General features: G+C 55.4%; 14 protein-coding genes. 12 read left to right on the top strand and 2 right to left on the bottom strand.

Annotated features, from left to right (window positions below; genetic code table 11):
- Window position 1: 1 nt before the first annotated feature.
- From recD2 to ACXJJY_RS00705, 10 genes are all read left to right on the top strand, one after another.
- On the top strand, window positions 2–2,464 hold the full coding sequence (gene recD2 / locus ACXJJY_RS00660; protein WP_456384654.1) for an SF1B family DNA helicase RecD2: 2,463 nt from the start codon (window positions 2–4) through the stop codon (window positions 2,462–2,464).
- 359 nt (window positions 2,465–2,823) lie between these two features.
- Window positions 2,824–3,711 (top strand): bifunctional methylenetetrahydrofolate dehydrogenase/methenyltetrahydrofolate cyclohydrolase FolD, encoded by an 888-nt coding sequence (folD, locus tag ACXJJY_RS00665; RefSeq protein ID WP_456384656.1) that lies wholly within the window; start codon window positions 2,824–2,826, stop codon window positions 3,709–3,711.
- A 125-nt stretch (window positions 3,712–3,836) separates the two neighbouring features.
- Window positions 3,837–5,825 carry an anaerobic carbon-monoxide dehydrogenase catalytic subunit gene (gene cooS, locus ACXJJY_RS00670; protein ID WP_456384658.1) on the top strand — a complete coding sequence of 663 codons (1,989 nt, stop codon included), beginning with the start codon at window positions 3,837–3,839 and terminating at the stop codon, window positions 5,823–5,825.
- 118 nt (window positions 5,826–5,943) lie between these two features.
- A complete protein-coding gene (locus ACXJJY_RS00675; RefSeq protein WP_456384660.1) occupies window positions 5,944–8,637 on the top strand; it encodes an acetyl-CoA decarbonylase/synthase complex subunit delta in 2,694 nt (897 codons plus the stop codon).
- 119 nt (window positions 8,638–8,756) lie between these two features.
- Window positions 8,757–10,964, top strand: coding sequence for an acetyl-CoA decarbonylase/synthase complex subunit alpha/beta (gene acsB, locus ACXJJY_RS00680; RefSeq protein WP_456384662.1), 2,208 nt, complete (start codon window positions 8,757–8,759; stop codon window positions 10,962–10,964).
- A gap of 162 nt (window positions 10,965–11,126) precedes the next feature.
- Complete coding sequence (gene acsC / locus ACXJJY_RS00685; protein WP_456384664.1) at window positions 11,127–12,482, top strand: acetyl-CoA decarbonylase/synthase complex subunit gamma; 1,356 nt, start codon at window positions 11,127–11,129, stop codon at window positions 12,480–12,482.
- 146 nt (window positions 12,483–12,628) lie between these two features.
- On the top strand, window positions 12,629–16,873 hold the full coding sequence (fdhF, locus tag ACXJJY_RS00690) for a formate dehydrogenase subunit alpha (RefSeq protein ID WP_456384666.1): 4,245 nt from the start codon (window positions 12,629–12,631) through the stop codon (window positions 16,871–16,873).
- Between the two features lie 108 nt (window positions 16,874–16,981).
- Window positions 16,982–20,053 (top strand): FAD-dependent oxidoreductase, encoded by a 3,072-nt coding sequence (locus ACXJJY_RS00695; RefSeq protein WP_456384668.1) that lies wholly within the window; start codon window positions 16,982–16,984, stop codon window positions 20,051–20,053.
- The gene (locus tag ACXJJY_RS00700) at window positions 20,053–20,652 is read left to right on the top strand and encodes a hydrogenase iron-sulfur subunit (protein ID WP_456384670.1); all 600 of its coding nucleotides are present in this window, start codon (window positions 20,053–20,055) and stop codon (window positions 20,650–20,652) included. The genes ACXJJY_RS00695 and ACXJJY_RS00700 overlap by 1 nt, the downstream gene beginning before the upstream one ends.
- A 210-nt stretch (window positions 20,653–20,862) precedes the next feature.
- Window positions 20,863–21,063 (top strand): hypothetical protein, encoded by a 201-nt coding sequence (locus ACXJJY_RS00705; protein WP_456384672.1) that lies wholly within the window; start codon window positions 20,863–20,865, stop codon window positions 21,061–21,063.
- A gap of 62 nt (window positions 21,064–21,125) precedes the next feature.
- On the opposite strand, the gene ACXJJY_RS00710 is transcribed toward ACXJJY_RS00705, so the two are convergent.
- Window positions 21,126–22,226, bottom strand: a complete 1,101-nt coding sequence (locus ACXJJY_RS00710; protein WP_456384674.1) for an inositol-3-phosphate synthase — start codon at window positions 22,224–22,226, stop codon at window positions 21,126–21,128.
- A gap of 360 nt (window positions 22,227–22,586) precedes the next feature.
- Here ACXJJY_RS00710 and ACXJJY_RS00715 point away from each other — a divergent pair, with 360 nt between their 5' ends.
- Window positions 22,587–23,210: a CDP-alcohol phosphatidyltransferase family protein gene (locus tag ACXJJY_RS00715; protein ID WP_456384676.1), complete on the top strand. Its 624-nt coding sequence runs from the start codon at window positions 22,587–22,589 to the stop codon at window positions 23,208–23,210.
- Between the two features lie 26 nt (window positions 23,211–23,236).
- On the opposite strand, the gene ACXJJY_RS00720 is transcribed toward ACXJJY_RS00715, so the two are convergent.
- A complete protein-coding gene (locus ACXJJY_RS00720; protein ID WP_456384678.1) occupies window positions 23,237–24,856 on the bottom strand; it encodes a fumarate hydratase in 1,620 nt (539 codons plus the stop codon).
- Between the two features lie 501 nt (window positions 24,857–25,357).
- Between ACXJJY_RS00720 and ACXJJY_RS00725 the strand changes: the two genes are divergently transcribed.
- Window positions 25,358–26,734, top strand: a complete 1,377-nt coding sequence (locus ACXJJY_RS00725) for an ATP-grasp domain-containing protein (RefSeq protein WP_456384680.1) — start codon at window positions 25,358–25,360, stop codon at window positions 26,732–26,734.
- Window positions 26,735–26,780 lie beyond the last annotated feature (46 nt).

Raw genomic sequence — 26,780 nt, forward strand, 5'->3', positions numbered from 1 at the left:
CGTGGAAAAATACCGAATCGACGAGAGAGTGCGTGGCGTGGTCGAACGGGTCACCTTTCACAACCCGCAAAACGGCTGGTCCGTGCTCCGGGTACGTACCTTTGACAGACCCGGAGACCTGGTCACGGTCACGGTCCATCAGACCCGGGTCTTTGCCGGGGCCACCATGGAATTCAAAGGGGCCTGGACCGAGCATCCCAGGTTCGGCCGCCAGTTCAAGGCCGAACAGGCCACGGAACTTAAACCTTCCTCGGCCGCTGCCCTGGAAAAATACCTGGGTTCCGGCCTGATTAAGGGGGTTGGTCCCAAGACGGCCCGTCGCATTGTCCGCCATTTCGGCCGTGAGACCCTGGATGTTTTTGAACATCAGATTGAGCGACTGACCGAGGTGCAGGGCATTGCCGAGAAGAAGCTGCGCTCCATAACCCGGGCCTGGCAGGAGCACCGTGCCATCCGTGACGTGATGATATTTCTTCAGTCCCATGGAATATCCACCCTGTTCGCGGTCCGTATCTACAAGGAGTATGGCGACCGGGCCATTGCCATTGTTTCGGAAAATCCCTACCGGCTGGCCCGGGATTTTTATGGCATCGGTTTCTTTTCCGCAGACCGGGTGGCCCTGTCGCTTGGGTTTGACCAGGACAGCCCCCTGCGTATCCAGGCCGCCATTCGCCATGTCCTTTCGGCCAGCAGAGAACTGGGGCACTGTTACCTGACCCTGGATCAGATCACCTCCCAGGTGGGTGAGCTGCTGGGGCAGGACAAGAACCTTCAGATCGCCTCGCACCTGCAGGCCATGGAACAGGAAAAAAGACTCTGTGTCCGCTACCTGCCTGACAGCTTCGGACAAGTACGTCCCTGTTATTACTCCCGGACCCTTTATCATGAGGAGGAGTATGTCGCCACTCGGTTACGCCGGATGACAGGTGAAATTCCTGTGGAAAGACACAGGATCCGCGAATGGCTTGCAGCAAGGAGCCGGAAAACCGGAATCAAACTCAGCCCGGACCAGACCAGGGCCGTGGAGTCCATGGCCGGTTGTCGCTTAGCCATCCTGACCGGCGGGCCCGGGTGCGGCAAGACCACCACCACCAGGACCCTGGTAGAGCTCTGCCGGTTCCTGGGCCGCCGGGTCATGCTGGCTGCGCCTACTGGCCGGGCAGCCCAGCGCATGGGTGAGGTGATCGGTATGGAAGCGAAAACCATACATCGACTGCTGGAATACCATGGCACCGGGTTCAAGCGAAACGAGGACAATCCCCTGGACACCGATGTGTTGATTGTCGACGAGTGTTCCATGCTCGATATCAGCCTCATGGCCACGCTCCTGAAGGCGGTAGGCAAAGAGGCAAGTCTCTTGCTCGTCGGAGATGCGGACCAGCTGCCCTCGGTGGGGGCGGGAAATGTCTTGCGGGACCTGATTGGCTCGGACCGGATTCCCTGTTTCAGACTGACCACGATTTTCCGTCAGGCCAGGGAATCCCGGATTATCGAGTTTGCCCACGATATCAATAACGGCCGGTTACCACGGATTGATTCACCTTTTAAGAATCCGAATATCTGGCAGGAATCTGACTGTTTTTTCATAGATTCCGAGGAGGCGACCCAGCAGCAACTGCGCTTCATCTCAAGGATCCGTCAGCAATACCGGACCATCCGGGAACGCGAGGGTCTCAGTGACCAGGACATGTATGGTTTTGACATAACAGAGCCCCCCACAGGTCGCGAGTATGGGCTGCAGATACCGGAACAGTTCAGTCACGTCAGCCTGGAGCGACTGGTAACTGCCGACTCAGCGGCTGACCAGCTCCGGGCTGTGCTGAAAAAGGTTCATCCATGGTCTTCTCTCTACTACGGTCTGACCGCTGTTGACGTGGTACGTCGACTCTATGCCCAGTGGGTCCCCAAGTATCATCCAGGTTGCGAAGTACAAGTTCTCTGCCCGATGATCCGTGGCAGTCTGGGCGCAGCCAGCCTGAACAGGACCATCCAGCAAACGGTAAACCCGCCGGCCCCTGACAGGCCGGAGCTCCAGGTGGGGGAAAGGATGTTTCGTGTCGGAGACCGTGTGATTCACCGGCGCAATAATTATGAGCTTGGGGTGTTCAACGGTGATATCGGTGTCATCACAGGTATAGACAATGAAAACCTCTCCTGCACGGTCTGCTTTTTTCCGGATCAGCGGGAGGTGACCTACCAGCGGGAACAGATAGGCGAACTGGACCTGGCCTATGCCATAACCGTGCACAAGGCCCAGGGTTCCGAGTTTGATGTGGTCATTCTGCCGGTGGTCACCCAGCATTTCCGCATGCTCTTTCGCAACCTGCTCTATACAGGCCTCACCAGGGCGAAAAAACTGGCCATCTTTGTCGGTTCCCGCCGGGCCCTGGCCATGGCGGTGTCCAACAGGGAATCAAGCAGGCGGCAAACCGCGCTTGCTGAGTTGCTCACAGGAACAGTTTGAGACCGGAAACACACTGCCTGGACGGTTCCCTGGACTGGTTTTTTGCCTCTGAAAAACGAGTCAAATTTCAGGTCATTCCGGCCTGGTTCCTTCCCCCGGTTATCCAGCCCGACACCCACATGGTATGATCCTCCTTGAACGGTGATTCAGCCTCTTGTACAGGCATGTTCGTACTTTCTGCTTGATAAATATGTATTTTTCTGTTACCTTGAGAATCCTTACCATCCATTCCCGATCCAAAAAAACAGTTTAATATATTGGTTGCCGCCAGGATAACTATATCCTGACGGCGCTCTTTGTGCGCAGGCGGCACACCGCTATACCTGCAGAACAAACACAGGTAAACCGAAGGAGTTTATATGAGCGCGAAGATTATCAGTGGTACAGAAACAGCAAAAGAAATCCGGGAAGAGCTCAAGGCCGAAGTGGCTGAGCTCAGGGAAAAACATAATGTGGTTCCAGGTCTTGTAACCATACTGGTCGGCGAAGACCCAGCATCCCAATCCTATGTGGCTGCCAAGAACAAGACCGCCCATGCGCTCGGTATCCACTCCGAACAGATAACCCTGCCCGCCGAAACCAGTGAGGAAGAGTTGCTCTCCCTTGTGGATAAGTACAATAACGACGAAAAGATCCATGGGATCCTCGTTCAACTTCCGCTGCCCAAGCATATCGACGAGTCCAAGGTCCTCTATGCCATTAACCCGGATAAGGATGTGGATGGTTTTCATCCGGTGAACGTTGGCAAGATGGTGCTGGGCGAGCAGTGTTTCCTGCCCTGCACCCCCCACGGAGTGCTTGAACTGCTGACCCGTGCCGGTGTAGAGACCTCGGGCGCTGAGGTCGTGGTGGTTGGTCGGTCCAATATCGTCGGCAAACCGGTGGCAAACCTGATGCTCCAGAAGCGTGAGGGAGGTAACGCCACCGTGACCCTGTGTCATACCCGGACCAGAGATATGACCTTCCATACCAAAAGAGCCGATATTCTCATCGTGGCCGCCGGTGTAGCCAATATGATCAAGGGCGATCAGGTCAAGGAGGGTGTGGTGGTTATTGATGTTGGCGTGAACCGGGTCGGCATGTCCGAGTCAGGCAAGGCCATCCTCGCTGGTGATGTGGAGTTCGAGTCTGTCAAGGAAAAGGCCGCCGCCATCACCCCGGTCCCTGGAGGCGTTGGTCCCATGACCATCACCATGCTGATGAAGAATACTGTCCAGGCGGCCAAGCAGTTCGCCGGGCTTGCCTGATTTTCTGGCAGGATGACATGGGGCCGGCTCTGCCGGCCTCTTGTGTATATTTCTCCGGAGAATACCCGACAATTTCTTTTTTCTTCTCCGGCTCGCTGACTTACTTCTGACAAGGAGACCATATAATGGCCAAGTCAAACGGATGCGACAAGTGTAACGATATAACAGGAGCTTCGACCCTTGATCTGCTGAGTCAGGATCTTGCCAAGCAGGTCCGCACCGCCTATGACCGGATTGAAGACCGGGGCATGTCCGCCTGCCTGTTCGGTTCCGGCGGCACCTGCTGTCGGAACTGCAATATGGGCCCCTGTCAGATTATTGACGGGGTCGAGTCCATGATCGGTATCTGCGGTGCCACCGCTGACACGGTTGCGGCCCGGAATTTCGCCAGGACAATTGCCGCAGGTACGGCCTCTCACACCGATCATGCCCGGGAAATGGTGCGCGGCTTTATTGCCACGGCCAGGGGCGAGACTCCGCATGAAATCAAGGACGTCGATAAGCTTCATAAAATGGCCGAAATTTTTGGTATCGAGACCGAGGGGCGAGACAAGAACGAGATCGCCCTGGAACTGGGAGAAAAGGCCCTGGCTGAATTTGGCCAGCAGGAAGGCGAGTTGACCATGGTCAAACGCGCTCCGGTCAAACAGCAGGAAAACTGGCGCCGACTCGGGGTTACCCCCAGGGGCATTGATCGTGAAGTAACAGAGATGATGCACCGGACGCACATGGGTGTGGACCAGGAGTATCACAATATCATGCTTCAGGGATCGCGATGTGCGCTGGCGGACGGATGGGGGGCCTCGATGCTGTCCACCGAGCTGACAGACATCATGTTCGGCACACCGACTCCCAAGCGGGCTATCATTGATCTTGGAGTTCTTAAGGAAGATCACGTCAACATTACCGTGCATGGGCATGAACCGTTGCTGGCCGAATCTCTGTGTCTGGCCGCCGAAGACGACGAAATGCTCGCCCTGGCCAAAAAAGTGGGCGCAAAAGGGATAAACCTGGCAGGAGTGTGCTGTACAGGTAATGAGATACTTATGCGACGGGGTATCCCGGTTGCAGGTTCTTTCATCCAGCAGGAAATGGTTCTTGCTACAGGTGCAGTGGAGGCCATGGTTGTTGATGTCCAGTGTGTCATGCAGTCTGTGGCTCAGGTCGTCAAAGAAAAACACACAGACATAATCACGACCAACTATCGCGCCAAAATGCCGGATGCAATACATATCCAGTTTGAGGAACATGATGCCTACAATTCCGCCAAGGCCATCCTCCGTCATGCAATCAACAACTTCAAAAAGCGCCGTGAGTTCTATATTCCAAGGGACAAGAAGCTTGATATGGTCGTAGGATTCAGCCACGAAACCATAAACTACATCCTTGGAGGACGGTTCCGTTCCTCTTATCGGCCACTGAATGACAACATAATCAACGGCAGGATACGTGGTGTCGGTGCCATGGTGGGGTGTGAGCATTACAAGTATGCCGATGATGTGCACTTCAAGATCGCGGTTGAGCTGATCAAAAACAATGTTCTGGTTCTGGCCACCGGATGTGCCGCCCAGGCACTTGGACGCAGGGGGTTGATGCGTCCCGAGGCCGCGACCGAGTATGCCGGCGAAGGCCTCCGCGAAGTATGCGAGGCCGTGGGCATGCCGCCGGTACTCCATGTGGGCTCCTGCGTGGATAACTCCCGATTGCTCATTGCTCTGACCGAAATGGTCAACGAGGGCGGCCTGGGCGATGATATCTCTGAGTTGCCAGCGTGCGGCACAGCACCTCTGTACATGTCCGAAAAGGCGATTGCCATTGGTCAGTACTTTGTCGCATCAGGGGCTCATGTCATCTTTCAGAACCTTCCCATCACCGGTGCCAAAAAGTTTACCGAATACGTGCTTGACGGCATGAAAGATGTCTATGGCGCCTGTTGGGGTACCGAGGAAGATCCTGTCAAGCTGGCCCATAAGATGATCAAGGCTATCGACGGAAAACGCGAGGCTCTTGGGATCAACAAGAAGCAGGATCGTGTACTGTTTGACATGGCAATGCGTCGCGATCTTGAAGGCAGGACACTGCCTGATACCGGTTGCGGGTCAGGAGCTCACTGATAGCTCTTTAGTTTTATGATGATTCTGGCCCCAGGGCTGGAAATACAATTTGCTAAACATGTCTTGTGTCAGTGAACAGCAAGCCTGTTCGTGCTGCATATAGAGGGAAGGAGGATCGATGAAATCGGGGAGCAATCTGGAGCAGGTGCTCAGGAGCGGTACATTTGCCGTTACCGGCGAGCTGGGACCGCCCAAAAACAGTGATCCTGAAGTCGTCAGGAAGAAAGCGCGCATCCTCAAGGGAAACGTCGATGCGGTTAATATCACTGATTGTCAGACCGCCATTGTCAGGATGTCGAGCATAGGTGCCGGGCTGATCGCCCAGGCTGAGGGCCTCGAGCCGGTTATTCAGATGACCTGCCGTGACCGGAACCGGATCGGCATGCAGAGTGACCTGCTGGCTGCTTCGGCCATGGGACTCAAGAACCTGCTCTGTCTGACCGGCGATCACCAGAAATTTGGTAATCACCCGGGGTCCAAGGGTGTCTTCGACATGGATTCCATCCAGCTCCTCGGCATGGTCCGGGGCATGCGTGATGCGAAAAAATTCCAGTGTGGAGAAGAGATCAAGGGATCGGCCCCGAAATTTTTCCTCGGCTGCGCCGCCAATCCCTTTGCCCATCCCTTTGAATTCAGGGCGGTGCGTCTGGGAAAGAAGATCGCAAACGGGGCTGACTTTGTCCAAACCCAGATTATCTATAATGTGGAAAAATTCGCCAGGTTCATGGAGATGGTCCGTGACCTGGGACTGCATGAGAAGGCTTATATACTTGCAGGTGTTACTCCTCCAAAGTCTCTGGGTATGGCCCGGTATATGAAAAAATTTGTCCCTGGTATGGACGTGACCGACGAGGTCATACAGCGGATGAAGGATGCCAGGGATAAACAGGAGGAGGGAATCCAGATCTGCGTTGACATCATCAACCAGGTCAAGGAAATCGAAGGTGTTGCCGGCGTGCATGTCATGGCCATTGAATGGGAAGAGGCTGTGGCGGAAATCTGTGAGCGGGCAGGGCTGCTTCCCAGGCCTTCTTTTGATACGGCCGAGGAACAACCTGTCTCAACAGTCGCCGAAACCGAGACTGTTATTGTGCGTGAAGAGATTGCCGCACCGAGTGCAGCGGCTCCGGATACCGAAGAGATTCTTGCCCGTGCCCGTGCCGAGGCAGAGGAGATCCTTAAGCAGGCCAGGCTGGAGGCCGAACGGATCAAGTCCAGTGCAACCGGTTCTGAAGTTGCAGCTGAAGGTGTTGCCATAGTTACTGACGATGCAGGAGAACATGAAATGAACGAAAAAGAACGGTTAATGGCGCTTGAGTCTGTCAAACAGGGTCTGGCCGCCTTGAAAAAAGCATACGGACTCAGTGACGATCAGTTCGAGGCCCTGATGCAGTTTGCCGGTGCTGAATCCATTCTCAGGAAGGAACCAGAGGTCGTCAAGGGTGGTAAAACCGCTCCGGCAGCACCATCAACACCGGAACCTGCACCTGAGGTGGAATCCACCGTTGCTCCTGTACAGGAGGAAAGTGCAAAAGCCAAAGAGGAAGCACTGGCAAAGGCTGAAGCAGAGGCCAGGGCCAAGGTCGAGGAAGAGGCTAAAGCAAAAGCCAAAGAGGAAGCCAGAGCCAAGGCCGAGGAAGAGGCAAAAAAGGCTGCGCAAGCCAAGGCAAAGGCCGAGGAAGAGGCCCGTGCCAAGGCCGAGGCCGAAGCCAGGGCAAAGGCTGAAGCAGAGGCCAAAGCCAGAGCCGAGGAAGAGGCAAAGGCTGAAAAGGAAGCCAAGGCCGCAGAAGCGAAAGCAAAACCGGCCCCGGCCGGCCTTGATGTCCCGTCTCTGGCCAAAGAGGAAACTCCTTTTAACGAGCGGGCCACCAAGGTGCCTCCCACGTCCTACAGGCAGGATTATTCCGGAACCATTCGAGAATGCGTACTTGGCAATGGTGACAAAGCCGTCACTGTCGGTGGGGCAGCTGCTCTGCCGTTTCATCTCTTTGAAGGCGATATGCCGTATAAACCGCTGGTTGCCATGGAGATCATGGACACCACGCCCGACAACTGGCCCGAGACTCTGGGCCAGTATTTCAACGACGTCTGGGATAACCCCGTAGCCTGGGCCAGAAAGTGTATCGAGGTTTATGGTGCCGACGCCATCAATATCTGGCTCAACTCCACCGATCCCAATGGCCAGAACCGGTCTTCCGCTGATGCAGCCAGGGATGCGGCCGCGGTTATCGACGAGATTGATGTACCGATCATTGTCTGGGGCTGTGGTAACGCTGAAAAGGACACGGAAACCCTGCGAGAGGTCACCTCGCTGATTGGCGACAAGAAGGTCTGTCTTGCTCCGCTGGAAGATGCCAACTATCGGGCAATCGGTGCCACGGCCATGGCCTTTGGCCATCCCATGGTGGCTGCCTCGCCCATCGATGTCAATCTTGCCAAGCAGCTCAACATTCTCCTGGAGAACCTTGGGGTGACTCTGGACCATGTGCTCATGGATCCCTCCATCGGTGCCCTTGGATATGGAATCGAATACACCTATTCGGTTATGGAGCGTATCCGGATCGCAGCACTGACCCAAAAGGACGACAAACTTCAGGTCCCGATCATCTGCAACCTGGGTCGGGAGGTCTGGAAGACCAAGGAAGTTGGCCTGCCGAGCGACGACTTGCTCGGCGACCAGGAAAATCGCGGAATCATGATGGAAGCCATGACCGCTAACTGCATGCTGATGGCCGGTGGCGAGGTGCTGATCATGCGGCACCCGAAAGCGATTAACATGACCAAAGCACTGATCGATGGTCTGATGGGCTGAGTACGGAAGACAAGGCCTGTGATCCAGGGCCCCTGAGTCAGGATAATGGAAACCGGCCTGGACCATCGCACTCCATATTGATTTTCAAATAAAAACAGTTACCAAAGGGAGTTACCAAAGTGTCGAAGATCATCTGTTCCGCAGCAATACGTGGCGCCAAGAAAATCATTGACATGGCAGAAGAATCCTATGAGGAGGCCCTCAAGAAATATGGACCGGAACAGGAGGTTTCCTTCCCGAATACGGCCTACTATCTGCCCATCATCTATTCAATTCTCGGTGCAAAGGTTGAAAAACTCGGCGACATGAAAGATATCTTTCAGGAATGTCGCAAGCTTCTGCCGCCGGTGGTCACTGGAGACATCTGGCTGCCCTATCTCGGGCCGGCCCTGGATGCCGGCATGGCGACCTTTTTTGCCGAAGAAATGTTCGAAGCCATCCGCTATCTGAACGAGCCCAACTTCTATACCAAATCCGAGGATCCAACCGAGGATAATCTCTGGCTCGGTGCGGCCGATGACGTTATTTTCCGGAAACGTGGAGTCGAGTTCGTTGACGGAACGGCTCCCGGTTTTGCCGCTATCATGGGGACGCCGGAAGATAAGGAGGTGGCCTCCCGGATAGCCCTGGAGCTGCAGGAAAAGAATCTCTACATCTTCATGCACGACCACTCCAATGGCAAGAACATGGCCGAGCTTCTGGTGGAGAACGGGGTCCAGGTGGGATGGAATACCCGACTTGTCCCCTTTGGTAAATCCTATACCTCAGCCGTCTTCGCCATCGGTTTTGCCTGCCGTGTAGCCCTGGCCTTTGGCGGTATTAAACCCGGGGACTACAAAGGGAACCTTATCTACAACAAGGATCGGACTTTTGCCTTTATAATGGCTTTTGGTCCAGTATCCGATGAATGGTATGCCAATGCTGCCGGAGCCATCAACTGGGGCTTCCCGACCATCTCCGACTGGGATATCCCGGAGGTGCTGCCCACCGGCATCTGTACCTACGAGCATGTGGTCTCCAATGTTCCTCACGACGAAATTGTCCAGAAGGCGATTGAGGTCCGCGGACTCAAGGTCAATGTCACCAAAATCGATATCCCCATGGCCTTTGGTCCGGCCTTCGAGGGCGAACGGATCCGTAAGGACGATCTGTTCATGGAATGCGGCGGCGGGCGAACCACCGGTGTCGAAGTCCTGGTTTCACGGGAGATGGACGAAGTCGAGGATGGCAAGGTAATCCTCGAGGGGCCGGACATATCTGACATCGAAGAAGGCCAGAACCTGCCCATCGGTATTCTGGTCGAGGTTGCGGGCCGGGAGATGCAGTCGGATTTTGAACCAATTCTTGAGCGTCAGTTCCACCACCTGATCAACTACATTCAGGGTATCATGCACATTGGCCAGCGTGATATAATGTGGGTTCGTATAGGGAAGGGTGCTGTCGAGAAAGGTTTCTCTTTCAAGCACATAGGAGTAGTCCTTCACGGAAAGCTTCATCAGGAATTCGGTGCTATTCTCGACAAGGTTCAGGTCAAGATCTACACGGTTCAGGACAAGGTGGACGAGGTTATGAGACTGGCAAAAAGCGTCTACGAAGAACGTGATCTGCGCCTTGGCTCCATGACCGATGAGACCGAGGAGGTTTTTTACTCCTGCACCCTGTGTCAGTCTTTTGCCCCCAGCCATGTATGCGTCATCACGCCGGAACGTATCGGTATGTGCGGGGCCTACAACTGGCTGGACGGCAAGGCTTCCTATCAGATCAACCCCACCGGTCCCAACCAGCCCATTGAGAAGGGTGAATGTCTCGACGAAGTGAACGGCTACTACTCCGGTATCAATGAATTTGTAGCCCAGGCCTCCCGTGGGGCCGTAAATCAGGTCAGCTGCTATTCGCTTATGAATAATCCCATGACCGCCTGTGGCTGTTTCGAAGCCATAGCCGCCATGCTGCCCCAGTGTAACGGAATCATGGTCGTTAACCGGGATTATCGCGGCATGACCCCGTCGGGAATGAAATTCACCACCCTGGCCGGCATGGCAGGTGGCGGTATGCAGACGCCTGGCTTCATGGGCGTGTCCAAACATTACCTGACCAGCAAAAAACTGTTCATGGCCGAGGGCGGACTCAAGCGTGTGGTCTGGCTGCCCAAGATGCTCAAGGATGAACTGGCTGAAAAACTCAAGAAAAGGTGCGAGGAAATAGGCATGCCCGAGCTTTTCGACATGATAGCCACCGAAGAGCAGGGAACTACTGAAGAAGAGATCATGAGCTTTCTCAAGGAAAAGGGCCACCCTGCGCTGGATATGGAGACAGCCATCGGCTGATACCTCGTCGTCCACCACTGTCCGGCCTGCTCCTGGAGTGGGCCGGACTCAAAGATATGCTGATGCAGGGCTGCTGTCCTGCATCGAGAGTGATAGATTTTGAGCTGCGGTCCCTGAAATATTGCGGACCGCCCTTGTGATACTCGAAGGAGGATAGAGACAATGGCGTTAACCGGTATACAAATTCTCAAAATGCTGCCCAAGAAGAATTGTGGTGAATGCAGTATTCCCACCTGCCTGGCATTTGCCATGAAAGTGGCAGCCGGACAGGCGGAAATTGATACCTGTCCGTATGTCAGTGACGAGGCCAAGGCGACCATTGGTGAAGCATCCGCGCCACCGATTCGAACCGTCAAGATTGGAGCAGGGGACGCCGAGTTTACCGCTGGTGGCGAGACCTGTCTGTTCCGGCATGAAAAACGGTTCGAGCATCCTACCGGTATTGCCATACTCGTGTCCACCGACGAGGATGATGCCGAGGTTGAAGGCAAGCTTAAACGTTTCCATGACATGGAGTTTGAACGGGTTGGTGTCCTGATGCGGGCCAACCTTGTGGCGATCAAAGACACCAGTGGTGATCCTGCAAAGATGACCTCCCTGGTGGGCAAGGTGCTGGAGATGACTCCCAAAGCGGCGATCATCCTGATGAGCGATAACACCGATGTCCTTAAGGCCGGCGCAGAGGCCTGCGGCGACAACAAACCACTGCTCTATGGCGCCACCTCCGAAAACTGGGAATCTTTCGCCGACCTGGCCAGGGAGACCGGCTGTGTTCTTGGCGTCAAGGGGACCAATCTCGACGACCTGGTTGAGGTTTCCGGCAAGCTTGTCGAAGCCGGACTCAAGGATATGGTCATCGATACCGGGGCCCGGACGTTACGGGCAGCTTTTGAAGACAATGTTGTTGCCCGGCGCTCCGCCATCAAGGAGCGTTTTAAACCCCTTGGTTTTCCGACAATCACCTTCCCGTGCGAGATGACCGACGACCTGATGATGGAGGCCATGATCGCCTCGGTCCTGATGGCCAAATACGCCGGGATCATCGTACTGTCCGATATCCAGGGAGACATACTCTTTCCACTGTTACTGGAGCAGCTCAACATCTTCACAGATCCCCAGCGGCCCATGGTGGTCCAGGAGGACATCTATCCCATCACCGGGCCGGACGAGAACTCACCGGTGCTTATTACCTGCAACTTCTCGTTGACCTACTTCATCGTCTCCGGCGAGATCGAAGGTTCCAAAGTGCCTTCGTGGCTGCTGATCAAGGACACCGAAGGTCTGTCCGTCCTCACGGCCTGGGCGGCTGGAAAATTTGGAGCCGACCTGATCGCCCAGTTCGTAAACAAGAGCGGTATCGGAGACAAGGTCAAACATCACGAACTGATCATCCCCGGCTACCTGGCCACGATCAAGGGAGAGCTTGAAGAAGAGTTGCCCGACTGGACCATTACCATCGGACCTCGTGAGGCCGGCCACCTGCCCGCCTTCCTGAAGGAGTGGCAGCCTGCGGCCTGATAACGGCCGACTTCCAAATGAGGCCGTAAGCCTGGACCAGATTCCGGCACCATTCAACTTCTTTACCTTTAAGCGGTGGACAGGTGTCGCCACCGGGGAACCTTTCTCCTGATGGCGATCCTGCACCCCACTCATATCTTATATTTATGGCAAATATAACGCTTAGCATCAACGGTAATGAAATCGTCGCGGAAAAGGGCCTGACTATCCTCGATGTTGCGAAACGTTCTCAAATAACTGTCCCTACACTGTGCTGGGTCAAGGGAACTGTTCCCCGGACTGCCTGTGAAATCTGCGTGGTCGAGATAGCCAACAGTGAAGAATTCGGCCTGAAGAGCCAGGTGGGTGATGGAGAGAGCAACCTTTTTTGTGCCTGCACCACCCTGGCCCAGGATGGCATGGAGATCGCTACGGATTCTGAAGTGGTTATCGCCCATCGTCAACAGCGCCTTGCCAGCATATCCCAAACCCATTTCGGCGACTGCAAGGCCCCCTGCAACCTGACCTGTCCAGGTCAGATCAATGTACAGGGCTACATTGCCCATGTAGCCAAGGGCGAATATATCGAAGCGCTCAGGCTGATCATGGAGCGCAACCCGGTGCCCTTTTCGGTCGGCCGGGTATGTCCCCGGTTCTGCGAGACCAGGTGTCGCCGAATACTCGTCGACGAACCGGTGTCCATCAACCATCTCAAACGGTTTGTCGCTGACTGGTGCATGGCCCACCATATTGACCTGAAAATTCCTCGGGAAAGACCCACTGGAAAGCGAATCGCTGTGATCGGTGGAGGTCCGGCCGGGTTGAGCTGCGCCTATTTTCTCACCCGCAAGGGCCATCAGGTTACCATCTTCGAGGCCAACCCAAAGCTGGGTGGCGCCCTGAGGTACGGATTTCCAGAGTATAAAATACCCAAAGAGGTCCTGGACTACGAAATCAACACAATCCTCAAGATGGGTATCTCGATCATGCTGTCCCAGAAATGGGGCCGCGACTTCTCTCTCCAGGATCTTCGTGATCAGGGATTTGACGCCATTTTTATCGGTACCGGAGCCGGGGTTGATCAACCAATGGACATCCCCTGTGCTTCCAGGGAACACGTCTATACCGCCACCAGATTCCTGCGTTTGATAAACGAGGGCCGGGATCTGGATCTGGGCCGCAAGGCCGCGGTCATCGGCGGGAACAACATCGCCATGGAGGTGGCACGCTCGTTGATCCGCAAGGGGGTGGACGAAGTGACCATCATCTATCCTCGGGCCAAACTGGAAATGCCGGCCAACCAGCGTAATATCAAAGAGGCCGAGCACGAGGGGGTCCAGTTTCTGCTTATGGCCTCTCCGGTTGAAATATGTGGCCACCCGAAAGAAAACCACCGCCTTCGCCTCGAACTGATCCGGATGAAGCTTGGCGAACCGGACAAGAGGGGCCGCAGGGAACCGGTTCCGGTTCCGGGCTCCTTTACGGCCCTTGACGTGGACACCGTCGTCTCGTCGCTGGGACAGATGGCGGTCGATGGTAGATTCACCGGCGGTACTCTGGAAAAACAACTCGATATCTCTCCCAGGGGAACTATTGTCGCCAATCCCCGCTCCTCCCTGACCAGTGTCGAAGGAATCTTTGCCGGTGGCGATGCTGCCACAGGCGTGAAGTCGGTCATCCAGGCCGTTGTTTCAGCCAGGAGGGCGGCGGAAAATATCCACGCCTTTGTCACTGGCAAGCCCAAGGCCCCGGCCGAAAGCCGCTTCAACTTCACCCGGGGCAAGACCTTTGACGATGTCTCGCTGAAAAATTTTGAAGGCATTGATGTCAAGCTGCGCGAGAAGATGCCGGAGAGGCCTCCCGAGACTGCAGTCCAGGATTTCGACGAGGTCAAGCTGGGCTTTACAGAAAAAATGGCTCGCCGGGAGGCCGACCGTTGCCTCTCATGCGGCTGCACCGCTTTTGAAAGGTGCGATCTCAAGCGGCTCGATATTGAATACAACGTCAATATAAATAAAACCGGCATGGGCAAGGTGCCTCTTTACCTGAAAGACGAGTCGCACCCCTCCATCGCCGTGGACCGAAACAAGTGTATCTTTTGTCTGCGCTGCGAACGGTCCTGCGCCTACGATGCCTTGGAAGTAAAGGCAAGCTCCCTTGATGAACAGGGGCGGCCCGTGGGCCTTGAGATTGCCTTCAAGGACCACTGTGTCTCCTGCGGCAAGTGCGTCGACAACTGCTCTACCGGAGCCCTGAATAAAAAACACCGCCTCGTACCGATCCAGTCCGAGGAAGTGCGTGAAGTTAAGACCACCTGCCCATACTGCGGTACCGGCTGTCAGTTAATCCTCAAGGTCAAGGGGTTGACCATCATGGAGGTAACTGCGGATCCGGAGACAGGCCCCAACTATGGCGATCTCTGTGTCAAGGGACGGTTTGGCTTCCACTTTATCCAGCACCCGGACCGGCTGACAACTCCGCTTATCAGGCGCCATAAGGGCGGGCCTCTGGAAGTGGCCACCTGGGACGAGGCCCTGGATTTTGTTGCCACTTCCATGGCCAATATCAGGGCTGAAATGGGACCGGATGCCCTGGCCGGGCTGTCCTCGGCCAGATGTACCACCGAGGAAAACTACGCCTTTCAGAAATTTTTCCGGACCGTTATAGGGACCAATAATGTTGACCACTGTGCCCGATACTGACACAGCCCGACGGTGACCGGTCTGGTCACAGTACTTGGTTCCGGAGCCATGACCAATACGATCAACGGTATTCTGGATGGCGAAGTGCTCTTTGTCATTGGCTCCAACACCACTGAAACCCATCCGGTGATAGCCCTGAGGATGCGCGAGGCCGTGAAGCAAGGTGCGTCACTGATTGTCGCAGACCCCAGGAAAATCAACCTGGTCGATGAGGCACGGTTATGGTTGCGTCAGCGTCCTGGTACCGACGGGGCACTCATCAACGCCATGTGCCACGTCATTCTGCGTGAGAACCTGGCCGATGAAGCCTATATTGCCGAGCGGACCGAGAATTTCGATAGCCTGAAAGAGGCGGTGGCCGACTGTACCCCGCAGTGGGCAGAAAAGATCACGGGCATTCCGGCCAAGGACATTGAAATTGCGGCCAGAATCTTTGCCGAGGCAGAGCGGGCCGGAATCTACTACACTATGGGAATCACCCAGCACACCTCTGGAACCGACAATGTTCTGGCACTGGCCAATCTGGCCCTGCTCACCGGCAACATCGGCAAGCACGGGGCCGGTCTCAATCCCCTCAGGGGCCAGAACAATGTGCAGGGTTCCAGTGATATGGGATGCCTACCCGTCTTCTTTCCCGGCTACCACCGGGTCGATGACGACGAGGCCAGAAAAAAATTCGAGAAAATATGGCAGGCAGAACTGTCACCTAAACCCGGGCTGATGGCCACGGAGATGACCGGAGCCATGCTTGAGGGCCGACTCAAGGGACTGTGGATCATGGGAGAGAACCCCATCCTCAGTGATCCCAACAGTGACCATGTCCGCAAGGCCTTTGAGCAACTCGACCTGCTGGTGGTCCAGGATATCTTTCTCACCGAGACCGCACAGCATGCCGATGTAGTGCTGCCGGCAGCCTCCTTTGCCGAGAAAGACGGAACCTTTGTCAACACCGAGCGCCGGGTCCAGCGGATACGCAGAGTGGTTCCGCCTCCGGGTGAGGCTCGGGACGACCTCTCGATCATCAACATGCTCACCGCCCGGATGATCGGACCATCCCAGGGTGGACCTGTTTCAGCCGGCGGGATGATGTCCCATGAAGAGGAACGGATGTTCAAGACCTTTCCGCCACTGGCAGCAGCCGTCTTTGACGAAATTACCCACTGCTGGCCGGCCATGGCCGGGATGAGCTATGACCGCCTGGAAGAGCAGGGGCTTCAGTGGCCATGCCCGGCTCCGGACCATCCTGGAACGCCGGTGTTGCATGAAAACGGTTTTCCCAGGGGCCGGGCCCTGTTCTCTGCCATTGAATGGAAGGGGCCAGAAGAGCTGCCCGACGACGAATATCCGCTCCTGCTGACCACAGGACGGGTACTCTACCAGTACCACACCGGGACCATGACAAGGCGCTCGCCAGTGCTTGAAAGCTCAGCCCCGTCGCCCTATGTGGAAATGAACCCGGAAGATGCTGCCCGTCTCGGCCTTGACGACGGAGACAGGGTACGGGCCACCAGCCGCCGTGGTTCGATTATCTTGCCGGTGCGGGTGACCTCCCGGGTCAACAGTGGTATTGTGTTCATGCCGTTCCATTACCAGGAGGCGGCAGCCAACCTGCTGACCAACGACGCCCTGGATCCTGTATGCAAGATACCGGAGGCAAAGGTCTGCGCCGTGAGGATTGAAAAATACGAGGAAACCGTTGAAAGCCTGTAGAATGACATGACCTGAAGGTTATCCCGAGATGTGGAGTTCGGGACCGTTGAGCTGTTTATAACCTGATACGCAACATTTATTACTTACTACTCATTCGTGGAGATTGTGATGGGAAAAGGAATGGAACATAGGGCCGGATCAGTGATGGTTGTCGGTGGCGGTATCGCCGGAGTGCAGGCCGCTCTTGACCTGACTGAACTGGGGTACTATGTCTATCTGGTGGAAAAGGCCGCCGTAATCGGCGGAGTCATGGCACAGCTTGACAAAACCTTTCCCACCAACGACTGCTCGCTCTGAATACTCGCGCCCAAGCTGGTAGAGGCCGGTCGGTCTCCAAACATCGAGATGCTCACCAACGCCGACTTTCTGGCTCTGTCCGGAAAGCCTGGTGATTTCACAGCTAAAGTCAGACTGCGTCCGCGCTACATCGATGCCGATGCCTGTACGGCCTGCGGTCTGTGTACCCAGTACTGTCCGCGCCATCATGTGGATCCCTACAATGAAGGGCTGGCGCTTACCCGGCCGATTCACATCGATTACGCCCAGGCGGTTCCGGCCACCTATTACATCGATCCGTCATCGTGTCTCCATCTCCAGTATGACACCTGCCAGATCTGTGTGCCGGTGTGTCAGAGCCATGCCATCAACTTCAAACAGCAGCCGGAAGAACGGGAAATCAAAGTGGGTGCAGTCATCCTCTCTCCCGGTTTCGGCAAGATAAGCGAAGAGACCCTGGAGAAGTACTCCTACAATAAGCATCCAGACGTTATCACCTCAATCGAGTTCGAACGGATGACCAATGCCTCGGGACCGTTCCAGGGAGAGGTGAAATGCTTTTCCGATGGCCGTCATCCCAAGCGGATAGCCTTCATCCAGTGCGTTGGTTCCCGGGACCTGGGATGCGATAACGGCTACTGCTCTTCGGTCTGCTGCATGTATGCGATCAAGGAAGCTCTGGTCGCCAAGGAGCATGATCCGGAAGTGGATATCACCATCTACTACATGGATATGCGGACCCAGGGCAAAGATTTCGACAGGGCCCGGCAGAGGGCCGAGGCCATGGGCATCAAGTTTGTCCGGGCAAAAGTGGCGGATGTGACCCCCTGGGGAAACCGTCTGCAGCTGACGTATGCCACCCTGGATGGAACCCACGAGTTCGAACCCTTTGATATGGTTGTTCTGTCCGTGGGCCTTGAATCGCCCAGGGATGCAGAGGGTATTGCCGACATAACCGGTATCGAGCTCAACCAGTATCAGTTTGCGGCCACCGATACTTTCACCCCTCTCAACACCTCTGCCGACGGTGTGGTCGTGGCCGGTGCCTTCCAGGGTCCCAAGGATATTCCCGAATCGGTAACCCAGGCCTCGGGCGCTGCCGGAATCGCCGCCGGCATGCTGGAGAAACAGCGGGGCCAGGGTATTGTCCACAAGACTTATCCCAAGGAAAAAACATTGGGCGACGAAGTTCGCATCGGTGTCTTTGTCTGCCACTGCGGCATCAATATCGGTTCTGTGGTCGATGTCCCCACTGTGGAGCAGTCGGTGGAGGGCATGGAGGGAGTTGTCTATCACACCGATTCCATGTACTCCTGTTCCCAGGATGCTGTGGAAACCCTGAAAGAAAAGATCATCGAGCATGACTTGAACCGGGTGGTTATCGCAGCCTGTTCACCGCGGACCCATGAGCCGCTGTTCCAGGAAACCCTCAGGGATGCCGGTCTTAATCCGTGCCTGGTGGAGATGGTCAACATCCGTGACCAGTGTTCCTGGGTACATGCCGGAGAACCGGACGCTGCCACTGATAAGTCCAGGGACCTGGTACGGATGGCTATTGCCAAGGCCCAGCGCCTCAAGCCTCTGCCGGAACAGACTGTACCGGTAACGCCGCGGGCCCTGGTCATCGGCGGTGGAGTGGCCGGAATGACCGCGGCCCTTACCCTGGCCGATCAGGGATTTGAAGCCGTACTAGTGGAAAGGGAGAAGCAGCTCGGCGGAAATCTCGGTCAGCTCAGCCACACTCTGACATCAAGCGAAACCTCCGGCTATCTCAAAAACCTGGTTTCCCGGGTTAAGAAAAACAAGAAAATCGATGTGCTGACCAGTGCCACCCTGACCCAGATTTCCGGGTTCATCGGCAACTTTTCCTCGGTCGTCACCAGTGGCAGCGGCAAGGACAGCCAGGAGCACACGGTGGACCACGGAGTAATTATCCTGGCCACCGGTGGCCGGGAGCACAGGCCCGGGGGATACCTGCTGGAGGAGTCGAGCAAGGTCCTGACCCAGCTGGAACTGGAAAAACGACTGGCGGGCAAGGCCAAGAAAAGGGCACCGGACTCGGTTATCATGATCCAGTGCGCCGGATCACGGGGTGACGACCTGAACTACTGTTCCAAGATCTGCTGTAACCATGCGGTAAAAAACGCACTGAAAATAAAAGAAATCAATCCAGATTCCCAGGTTATTGTCCTCTATCGTGACATGCGGACTTATGGTTTTGCCGAGGATGCCTACCGGGAAGCCCGGCTCAAGGGGGTTCTCTTTATTCCCTATTCCATGGACAACAAGCCTGAGGTCTATGAGAAGGGTCGTCGTCTGCACGTGAAGTTTTTTGACTCGCTGCTGCAGGAAGAGATGGATATGACCCCGGATCTGGTCGCCCTGTCTGTGGGCATTGTTCCGGAGTCCACCGAGGACCTGAGCAAGATGCTCAAGGCCCCGCTGACCGACGACAAATTCTTCCTTGAGGCCCATGTCAAATTGCGTCCCGTGGAACTGCCCGTGGACGGGGTCTATGTCTGCGGCCTGGCCCACGCCCCCAAACCGGTGGATGAAACCATTGCCCAGGCCCAGGCTGCTGCGGCCAAGGCAGCGTCTCCGCTGGTCAAGGGATATGTTTCAGTGGCACCCATTGTCTCCCAGGTTGAAGAGGAGAAGTGTATCGGCTGCAGCATATGCGCAAGTCTCTGTCCCTACCAGGCCATCGAGATGGTCAAGGTGGACAAGAAACGCAAGGCCCGTACCGTCGCTGCTTCCTGTAAAGGTTGCGGTATATGCGCCTCGCACTGTCCCACTTTCGCCATCTCCATGGGGGGCTTCACCAATGAACAGATTACGGCCCAGATCGAAGCATTTGGGACGGATACGGAAAAAAACAGTCCTGAAACCGTTGAGGTATCCTAATGAGTAACCAATTTAATCCCAGGATCCTGGGTTTTCTCTGCAACTGGTGCTGTTACGCCGCCGCTGATGCGGCCGGTGTCTCCCGCTACCAATATCCGCCAAACCTGCGAACCATCCGAATCATGTGTACCGGACGGGTAGACCCGACCTTTGTTTTCAAGGGATTGCTTGAAGGTGCGGACGGTATCTTTACCGGCGGCTGACAGCTGGGTGAATGTCATTACCAGGTAGGTAATTACGACGCCATGGGAATGGATGCGCTGGTGAAGCGCATCCTGAAGGATATCGGTATCCGGGAAGAAAGATTCAGCCTGGAGTGGGCTTCGGCAGCCGAAGCTCCACGATTTGTGCGGTTGATAACGGACTTCACCGAGCGGATCAAGCAGTTGGGCCCGCTGGGCGAAGCCGAAGGCCTGAACGAGGATGAGGTCAGGGAGCGTCTCCAAAAAGCCCTTGATATTGTCTCTTCCCAGAAGGTCAGGGTCAGTTTTGGTAACGCTGCCAAGGCGGTTCGCAAAGACGGCATCTGGACTCCGGAACATATTTCAGAAATCATCAACACCAAGATGGCCAAGACCCTGGAAAAGGCCTTAGGTTGATTTTTAACGTCACTGTTCAACCAGGCCCTGGTTTTCCTTTGTGAAGGCCAGGGCTTTTTTTATGTCAAATATCCGTACCACGACTCCTGTTTTTTATTTCCCTGAATCCGTGAGCGTTCGAGAGCGGGTCGAATGCGCGAAGGAAACGATGTTGACAATTTTAATGAGATTATATTGAAGAATCTGGTCGTGTCTGTGAAGGAGGGTGATATGGAGGAGCATAAAGAGGGAAGCGAAAAAAGAGAGGGAACAAGGAGCATCTGCCCGGCCTGCGGGGGCACCGGGCAGGTCAGTTTCTTCCAGGGAGAGTCGCGTTTTCTGCTGACCACCGAGGAATGCTCCCTGTGTCTTGGCCTGGGTTACATACTCATGGAAAAGCAGGAACAGGCAGGCGGGATGCAAAATATCTGATATATGTGTAACGAGGCAGGGTGGCAGCAAAAAAGCTGATACCCTGCGCTAACTTTGAAGCTTTACTCGCTGTATTTGCTGATAAAATCTTTTGTCATCTGGTATGCACGATCGTCGTTGAACTGGCGGATGGGGTGCTTGCAGAAATACGAGGAAGGTCCTTCGAGTACGCCACCTATTCCCTTGTCCAGGGCCAGTTTGACGCAACGGACTGCATCGATGGCCACTCCGGCCGAGTTGGGAGAGTCCTCCACCGACAACCGCAGTTCAAGGTTCATCGGTACATCGCCAAACAGCTTTCCTTCCATGCGAATGAAACAGACCTTGTTGTCATCTTGCCAGGCTACATAGTCACTGGGGCCCACGTGGATGTTGACATCGTCCAGTCGGGTATCGGCCACCGCCTGGACGGCCTCGGTCTTCGAGACCTTCTTGGACAAAAGCCGGTCGCGATTGAGCATGTTGAGAAAATCGGTGTTGCCGCCGGTGTTCAACTGGTAGGTCCGCTCCAGCTTTACTCCCCGTTTACGGAACAGATCCGTCAAAGTACGGTGGGTGATGGTGGCACCCAGCTGGGCCTTGATGTCATCCCCGATGATGGGCAGATTTTTTTCCGCAAACCTGGCCTCCCAGGCCGGGTTGGAGGCAATGAATACCGGGATGTTGTTGATAAAGCCGATGTTGGCTTCCAGGGCGCATTCGGCATAGAACTTTGTCGCCTCCTCCGACCCCACCGGCAGGTAATTGAGCAGCATTTCGGCCCCGCTTTCCCTGAGGACCCGGACCACTTCCTCCTTGCCGGGTTCCTGGACTGCAGCCGGGACGAAGGTCCTGGACTCGTCATAGTTCTGCATGTGCTCGGAAAAACCGTCCAGGATACGGCCCATCCGGACCTTGACGCCAGAAGCGGGAAGGTCACCGCAGAATACCTTGGTACAGTTGGGCTTGGCAAAGATTGCCTGGTTGACATCCTGATCAACTTTGCGTTTGTCGATGTCAAAGGCGGCCACCACCTCGATATCACTGGGGAGGTACGGACCAATCTGCCAGTGCATGAGACCTATGGCATCTTCCGGGCTCCTGCTTTCATAGTAATAGATACCCTGAATCAGTGAGCTGGCGCAGTTACCAAGGCCGGCAATAGCAATTTTGATCTTCTTCATCACATTCCTCCCCATGTTAAAAATGTCTGATTACCACCAAAATCCAGCAATGGCGCGGAAGAGAATCACATCTCTTTGTCCTGGATGAACGATGGTAATGAGATAAAAATTCTAACCAGATAAACTTTAAGTTCACGTCGAAAAAATAAAAAATCAAACCCTCTACAGACCACAACTCCCCCGGAAACAGGAGGGGATATTTTGCCGGACCATCTTTTTCAGTACAGAGATGAAAAAAAGGCCCTGACAGGGAGGACGAAAAAGCCATCCATCGTCCCGGCCTGTTCGTTGACAACCAGATATACTATGATTACTTAACATAATGTCAAGTCTTCCAGCCAATACAGTAAGGGTTCTTCCATGAAAAGAGACACTCCCCTGGTCCAGTTCTTCTATAACTGCCTCAACCGATACATCCTGCCTCTGCTCGACCGGTACCATGTAACTCCGGACCAGTTGACGGTGACCGGGCTTCTCCTCAGTGGGGTAGCGGGGCTGATCTTTATCTGGCATCCGGGCCTGGGGGCCGCCATGCTCCTGGCCGGTGGGCTCTTCGACAGCCTGGATGGCCTGGTGGCCCGGGCCCGCGGCAGCGCCAGCAAGGCCGGTGCTTTTCTTGATTCCGTTCTCGACCGCTATGGTGAGCTCCTGGTACTGGCTGGAATCTGGGGATATATGTACCGTACAGACCAGCCGGTGGTCCTGGCGACCCTGGCCATCCTCTTTACGCTGGCCGGTTCGCTCCTGGTGAGCTACACTCGGGCCCGAGGCGAAGGATTGGGTGTTTCCTGCACCAGCGGACTCTTTCAGCGGCCCGAACGGATTCTTCTCCTCGCTCTGGCCGGATTCATGGAAACCCTGCTGCCGGGCAGGGCCCTGCTGGGCATGACCCTGCTCCTGGCCATACTGACCAACTCCACTGCCGTGGGACGGTTGCTGGCAATCCTCCATCAGTTGCGACAGGCCGCAACCGAACAGGGTTGAGCCATGGCCGGGCCGAACCTGATCGTCTACTGCGGATCGGCGAAAAAATCATTTCCCTTGTCATCGATGAGGATAAAGGCCGGGAAGTCTTCAACTTCTATCAGCCACACTGCCTCCATGCCCAACTCCGGGTAATCCAGACATTCCACATGCTTGATGTTTTCCTCGGCAATCAGGGCCGCCGGACCGCCGATGGAACCCAGGTAGAATCCACCATGGCGCTGACAGGCCTCGGTTACCTGGCGGGAACGATTGCCCTTGGCGATCATAACCATGGAGCCGCCATGCTGCTGAAGCAGGTCCACGTAGGAATCCATCCGACCGGCCGTGGTCGGCCCGAACGACCCCGATGGCTTGCCCGGCGGTGTTTTGGCCGGACCGGCATAGTAAACCGGATGTTTCTTCAGATAGTCTGGTAATGGTTTGCCGGCATCGAGCAGTTCCTTCCACCGCGCATGGGCCATGTCCCGGCCGACGATAATAGTGCCGGTGAGTCGAATCCTGGTGGCTACGGGATATCTGCTCAGAGTGCCGAGTATCGATTCCATGGGCTGGTTGAGATCAATGCGCACCGCATCCATATCCTCACTATTGCGAAACCGTTCTGGAATAAGACGGCCGGGATGCCGGTCGAGTTTTTCGAGCCACAATCCCTGGTGGTCGATCCTGGCCAGAATATTGCGATCAGCCGAGCAGGAGACCCCCATGCCTATGGGACAGGATGCGCCATGGCGGGGAAGCCGGATTACCCTGACATCGTGGGCAAAGTACTTGCCGCCGAACTGGGCCCCGAAACCCAGTTTCCACGCCTCGTGCAGGAGTTCATCCTCCAGTTCAAGATCACGGAAAGCCCGGCCGTACCTGTCGCCGCTGGTCGGCAGACCGTCGAGATATCTGGTGGTCGCCAGCTTGACTGTCTTCAGGTTGGCCTCGGCGCTGGTACCGCCGATGACAAAGGCCAGGTGATAGGGCGGGCAGGCGGCCGTGCCCAGGGTTTTCATCTTGTCGACAAGAAATTCTTTCAGTACCCCGGGCTGGAGCAGGGCCTTGGTCTCCTGGTAGAGATACATCTTGTTGGCACTGCCACCGCCCTTGGCGATGAAGAGAAAATCATAGGCTTTGCCGGTGGTGGCATAAATGTCGATCTGGGCCGGGAGATTGGTGCCGGTGTTGACTTCCTCGTACATGGTCAGAGGGGCCACCTGGGAATAACGGAGGTTTTCGGTCGCATAGCAGGTAAAAATACCCTCGGACAGCCAACGGGCATCATTACAGCCGGTCCAGACATTCTGGCCCTTTTTGGCCATCACGATGGCCGTGCCGGTGTCCTGGCAGAGGGGCAGAACGAAGTTCCTGGAAATTTCGGCATTACGCAACATGGAAAGGGCCACGGCCCGGTCATTGTCAGAGGCCTCCGGATCGTCCAGGATGGCAGCCACCATTTTGTTATGGCTTGGCCTCAGGAGAAAGGAAACCTCCCGCATGGCAGCCAGGGCAAGAGCCTTGAGACCTGCGGGTGCTATACACACCACTTCTTCCCCCAGGAACGTATTGGTGCTGACATACTGCTGCGAGCCCTCCAGCAGCCGATAGCTGGTGGTATCGGGAGCCAGGGGGAAGGGATCGTGGTAGACGAACTCAGTCATCACATGCTCCTTGTTGATATTTGTCCACTCCGGGAACCGGTATTGATCGCGGGCGTCAGCCGGTATTTATAGTCCGAACCGACGATGTCGGCCAGGTACTTTTCAACATTTTTTCATCCCCACCGAAACTCAGCCACAGTACGAAAAAGGAAACCATCTCTTTGCCCTGGAAGCTATTTGCCAGAAAGCGCCTGCGAGAGGGTTTTTTTGCATTGTTTCCTCGAAAATGGCGATGGCAAATCCGGGCTTAGACATTTTTTTGGATTTTGTTGGTAACCACACCATTTTTTGTTTTTTCCCGGCAATGATTTTTTTCTTCCTGTCGAGGGATTGAATGTTGTTTTTCCGAAAATCGACTCCGGGCAGAAGTCAGAGGAGAGGGACGCGTCCAAAGGTTATTTTCAGTCGAGAACAAATATCTGTTGCAGCCTTCAGGGGCCAGCGGTATGAAGCCAGCATAGCGTCAGGGTACTGAGAACCTCAACAAAAGGCACCCGAACCATGGATAACGATATCTATTTCAGCAACTATACTCTTGATCCCGGGACATACTATTTTCTCTACATCGGGGAACTCAAGTGTTATGGACTCAACCTGTTCCTGCGCGACATGTTTGCCCGCACCATGAACAGGCCGGTGGCCTTTATCTCCGTTGTTCCAGATATACTGCACCAGTACAATTACAGTAACATCATTGCGATATCGCCGATGCTCAATCAACTGCGAGCCATAAGCGGCAACCGCATCTGTTACCGGACCGAACCAGGTCGGTTCATGGAAGCGGTCTCCACCCACCCCGCCGTTCACCAGCTCATCGACCGGATTCTCGAACACCAGGATCATCTCTATATAAACATGTATGAAAGTGATCCCAACATGACCCTGGATCAGCGCGACAAAGTCTCCATTCTCGGCCCGGACAAGGAACTGGCACGGAAGTTCAACAACAAGATGATCCAGTACGAGATGCTCCGCGACAAGATCCCGGTGATCGAATTTGAGATCTGCCAGTGCATGAGCGATCTGCTGTTTCGTTCCGAGCAGAAACGCCAGCAGTGGAGCGACGGTATCTTTGTCTCCAAGGTCTACTCTGCTGCCGGCGCGGCCAGCGGCATCACCCACAGTCAGGCCGATATTGTCCACTTTTTTGGCGCCGAGGACTGTATTTATCTCATGTCCCGCTATATCCCGCATGAATTCGATCCCACAGTGCTCGCGGTGGTGGCCAATGAAGAGGATGTCTATATCGCCGGGGTGGCGGATCAGAACATCGAGGACGGCAACCGCTTTGTCGGTTCGAGCTGGCCCTCGGTACTGCCGCTGGATATCGTCCATGAACTCAAGGAGTATACCCGGGTGGTAGGCCGGGAGCTGGGCCGCCGCGGCTACCGGGGGATCTTTGGCTGCGACTACCTGGTTGACCGGAAGAACAATGTTTACTTCCTGGAAATCAATGCCCGCAAGCAGGGGACGACGCTCGAATTCTGTTACACTCTGGAACAGGCCCTGCCCCCGGGCAGTCCGTCCCTGCCCGAGCTGGAGTACCATGCCGTTGTTTCCGGCTCTTTCCCTGAAAATACCCGAGAACGTGCCGATGACGCTATTCCACTGCACTGGGGAACCTATAATTATAAACTCAAGCAGGCCCGTTCAACTCGCGGCTACATCCCGCAAAATCCCTACGAACGGGAGACGTTTTGCAAGGTGGCCAAGGGCGAGCTGCTCAAGGATTTTGTCATCCTCGAACATATCGGTTCCGGGTTGACCGTTCTGCCCGGCACCTTCCTGGCCCGGATAGTTTCCGTGGCCCGCAACCGTCGCGATGTGGAGGAGGGACTGCGCCAGGGCAAGGAGATCATCGAACTGACCATCGAGTAAACCGGGACTTCCTGAAAACACAGTCCCGGCAAGAGGTGTGCAGGAG

This window comes from Desulfolithobacter sp. (genome assembly GCF_054025815.1).

Bases quoted from the DNA above. Each gene is read 5' to 3' on its own strand.
- ACXJJY_RS00720 (WP_456384678.1), bottom strand. From the start codon at position 24,856: ATGACTGAGTTCGTCTACCACGATCCCTTCCCCCTGGCTCCCGATACC.
- folD (WP_456384656.1), top strand. From the start codon at position 2,824: ATGAGCGCGAAGATTATCAGTGGTACAGAAACAGCAAAAGAAATCCGG.
- ACXJJY_RS00715 (WP_456384676.1), top strand. From the start codon at position 22,587: ATGAAAAGAGACACTCCCCTGGTCCAGTTCTTCTATAACTGCCTCAAC.
- ACXJJY_RS00705 (WP_456384672.1), top strand. From the start codon at position 20,863: ATGGAGGAGCATAAAGAGGGAAGCGAAAAAAGAGAGGGAACAAGGAGC.
- ACXJJY_RS00675 (WP_456384660.1), top strand. From the start codon at position 5,944: ATGAAATCGGGGAGCAATCTGGAGCAGGTGCTCAGGAGCGGTACATTT.
- ACXJJY_RS00710 (WP_456384674.1), bottom strand. From the start codon at position 22,226: ATGAAGAAGATCAAAATTGCTATTGCCGGCCTTGGTAACTGCGCCAGC.
- acsC (WP_456384664.1), top strand. From the start codon at position 11,127: ATGGCGTTAACCGGTATACAAATTCTCAAAATGCTGCCCAAGAAGAAT.
- cooS (WP_456384658.1), top strand. From the start codon at position 3,837: ATGGCCAAGTCAAACGGATGCGACAAGTGTAACGATATAACAGGAGCT.
- ACXJJY_RS00725 (WP_456384680.1), top strand. From the start codon at position 25,358: ATGGATAACGATATCTATTTCAGCAACTATACTCTTGATCCCGGGACA.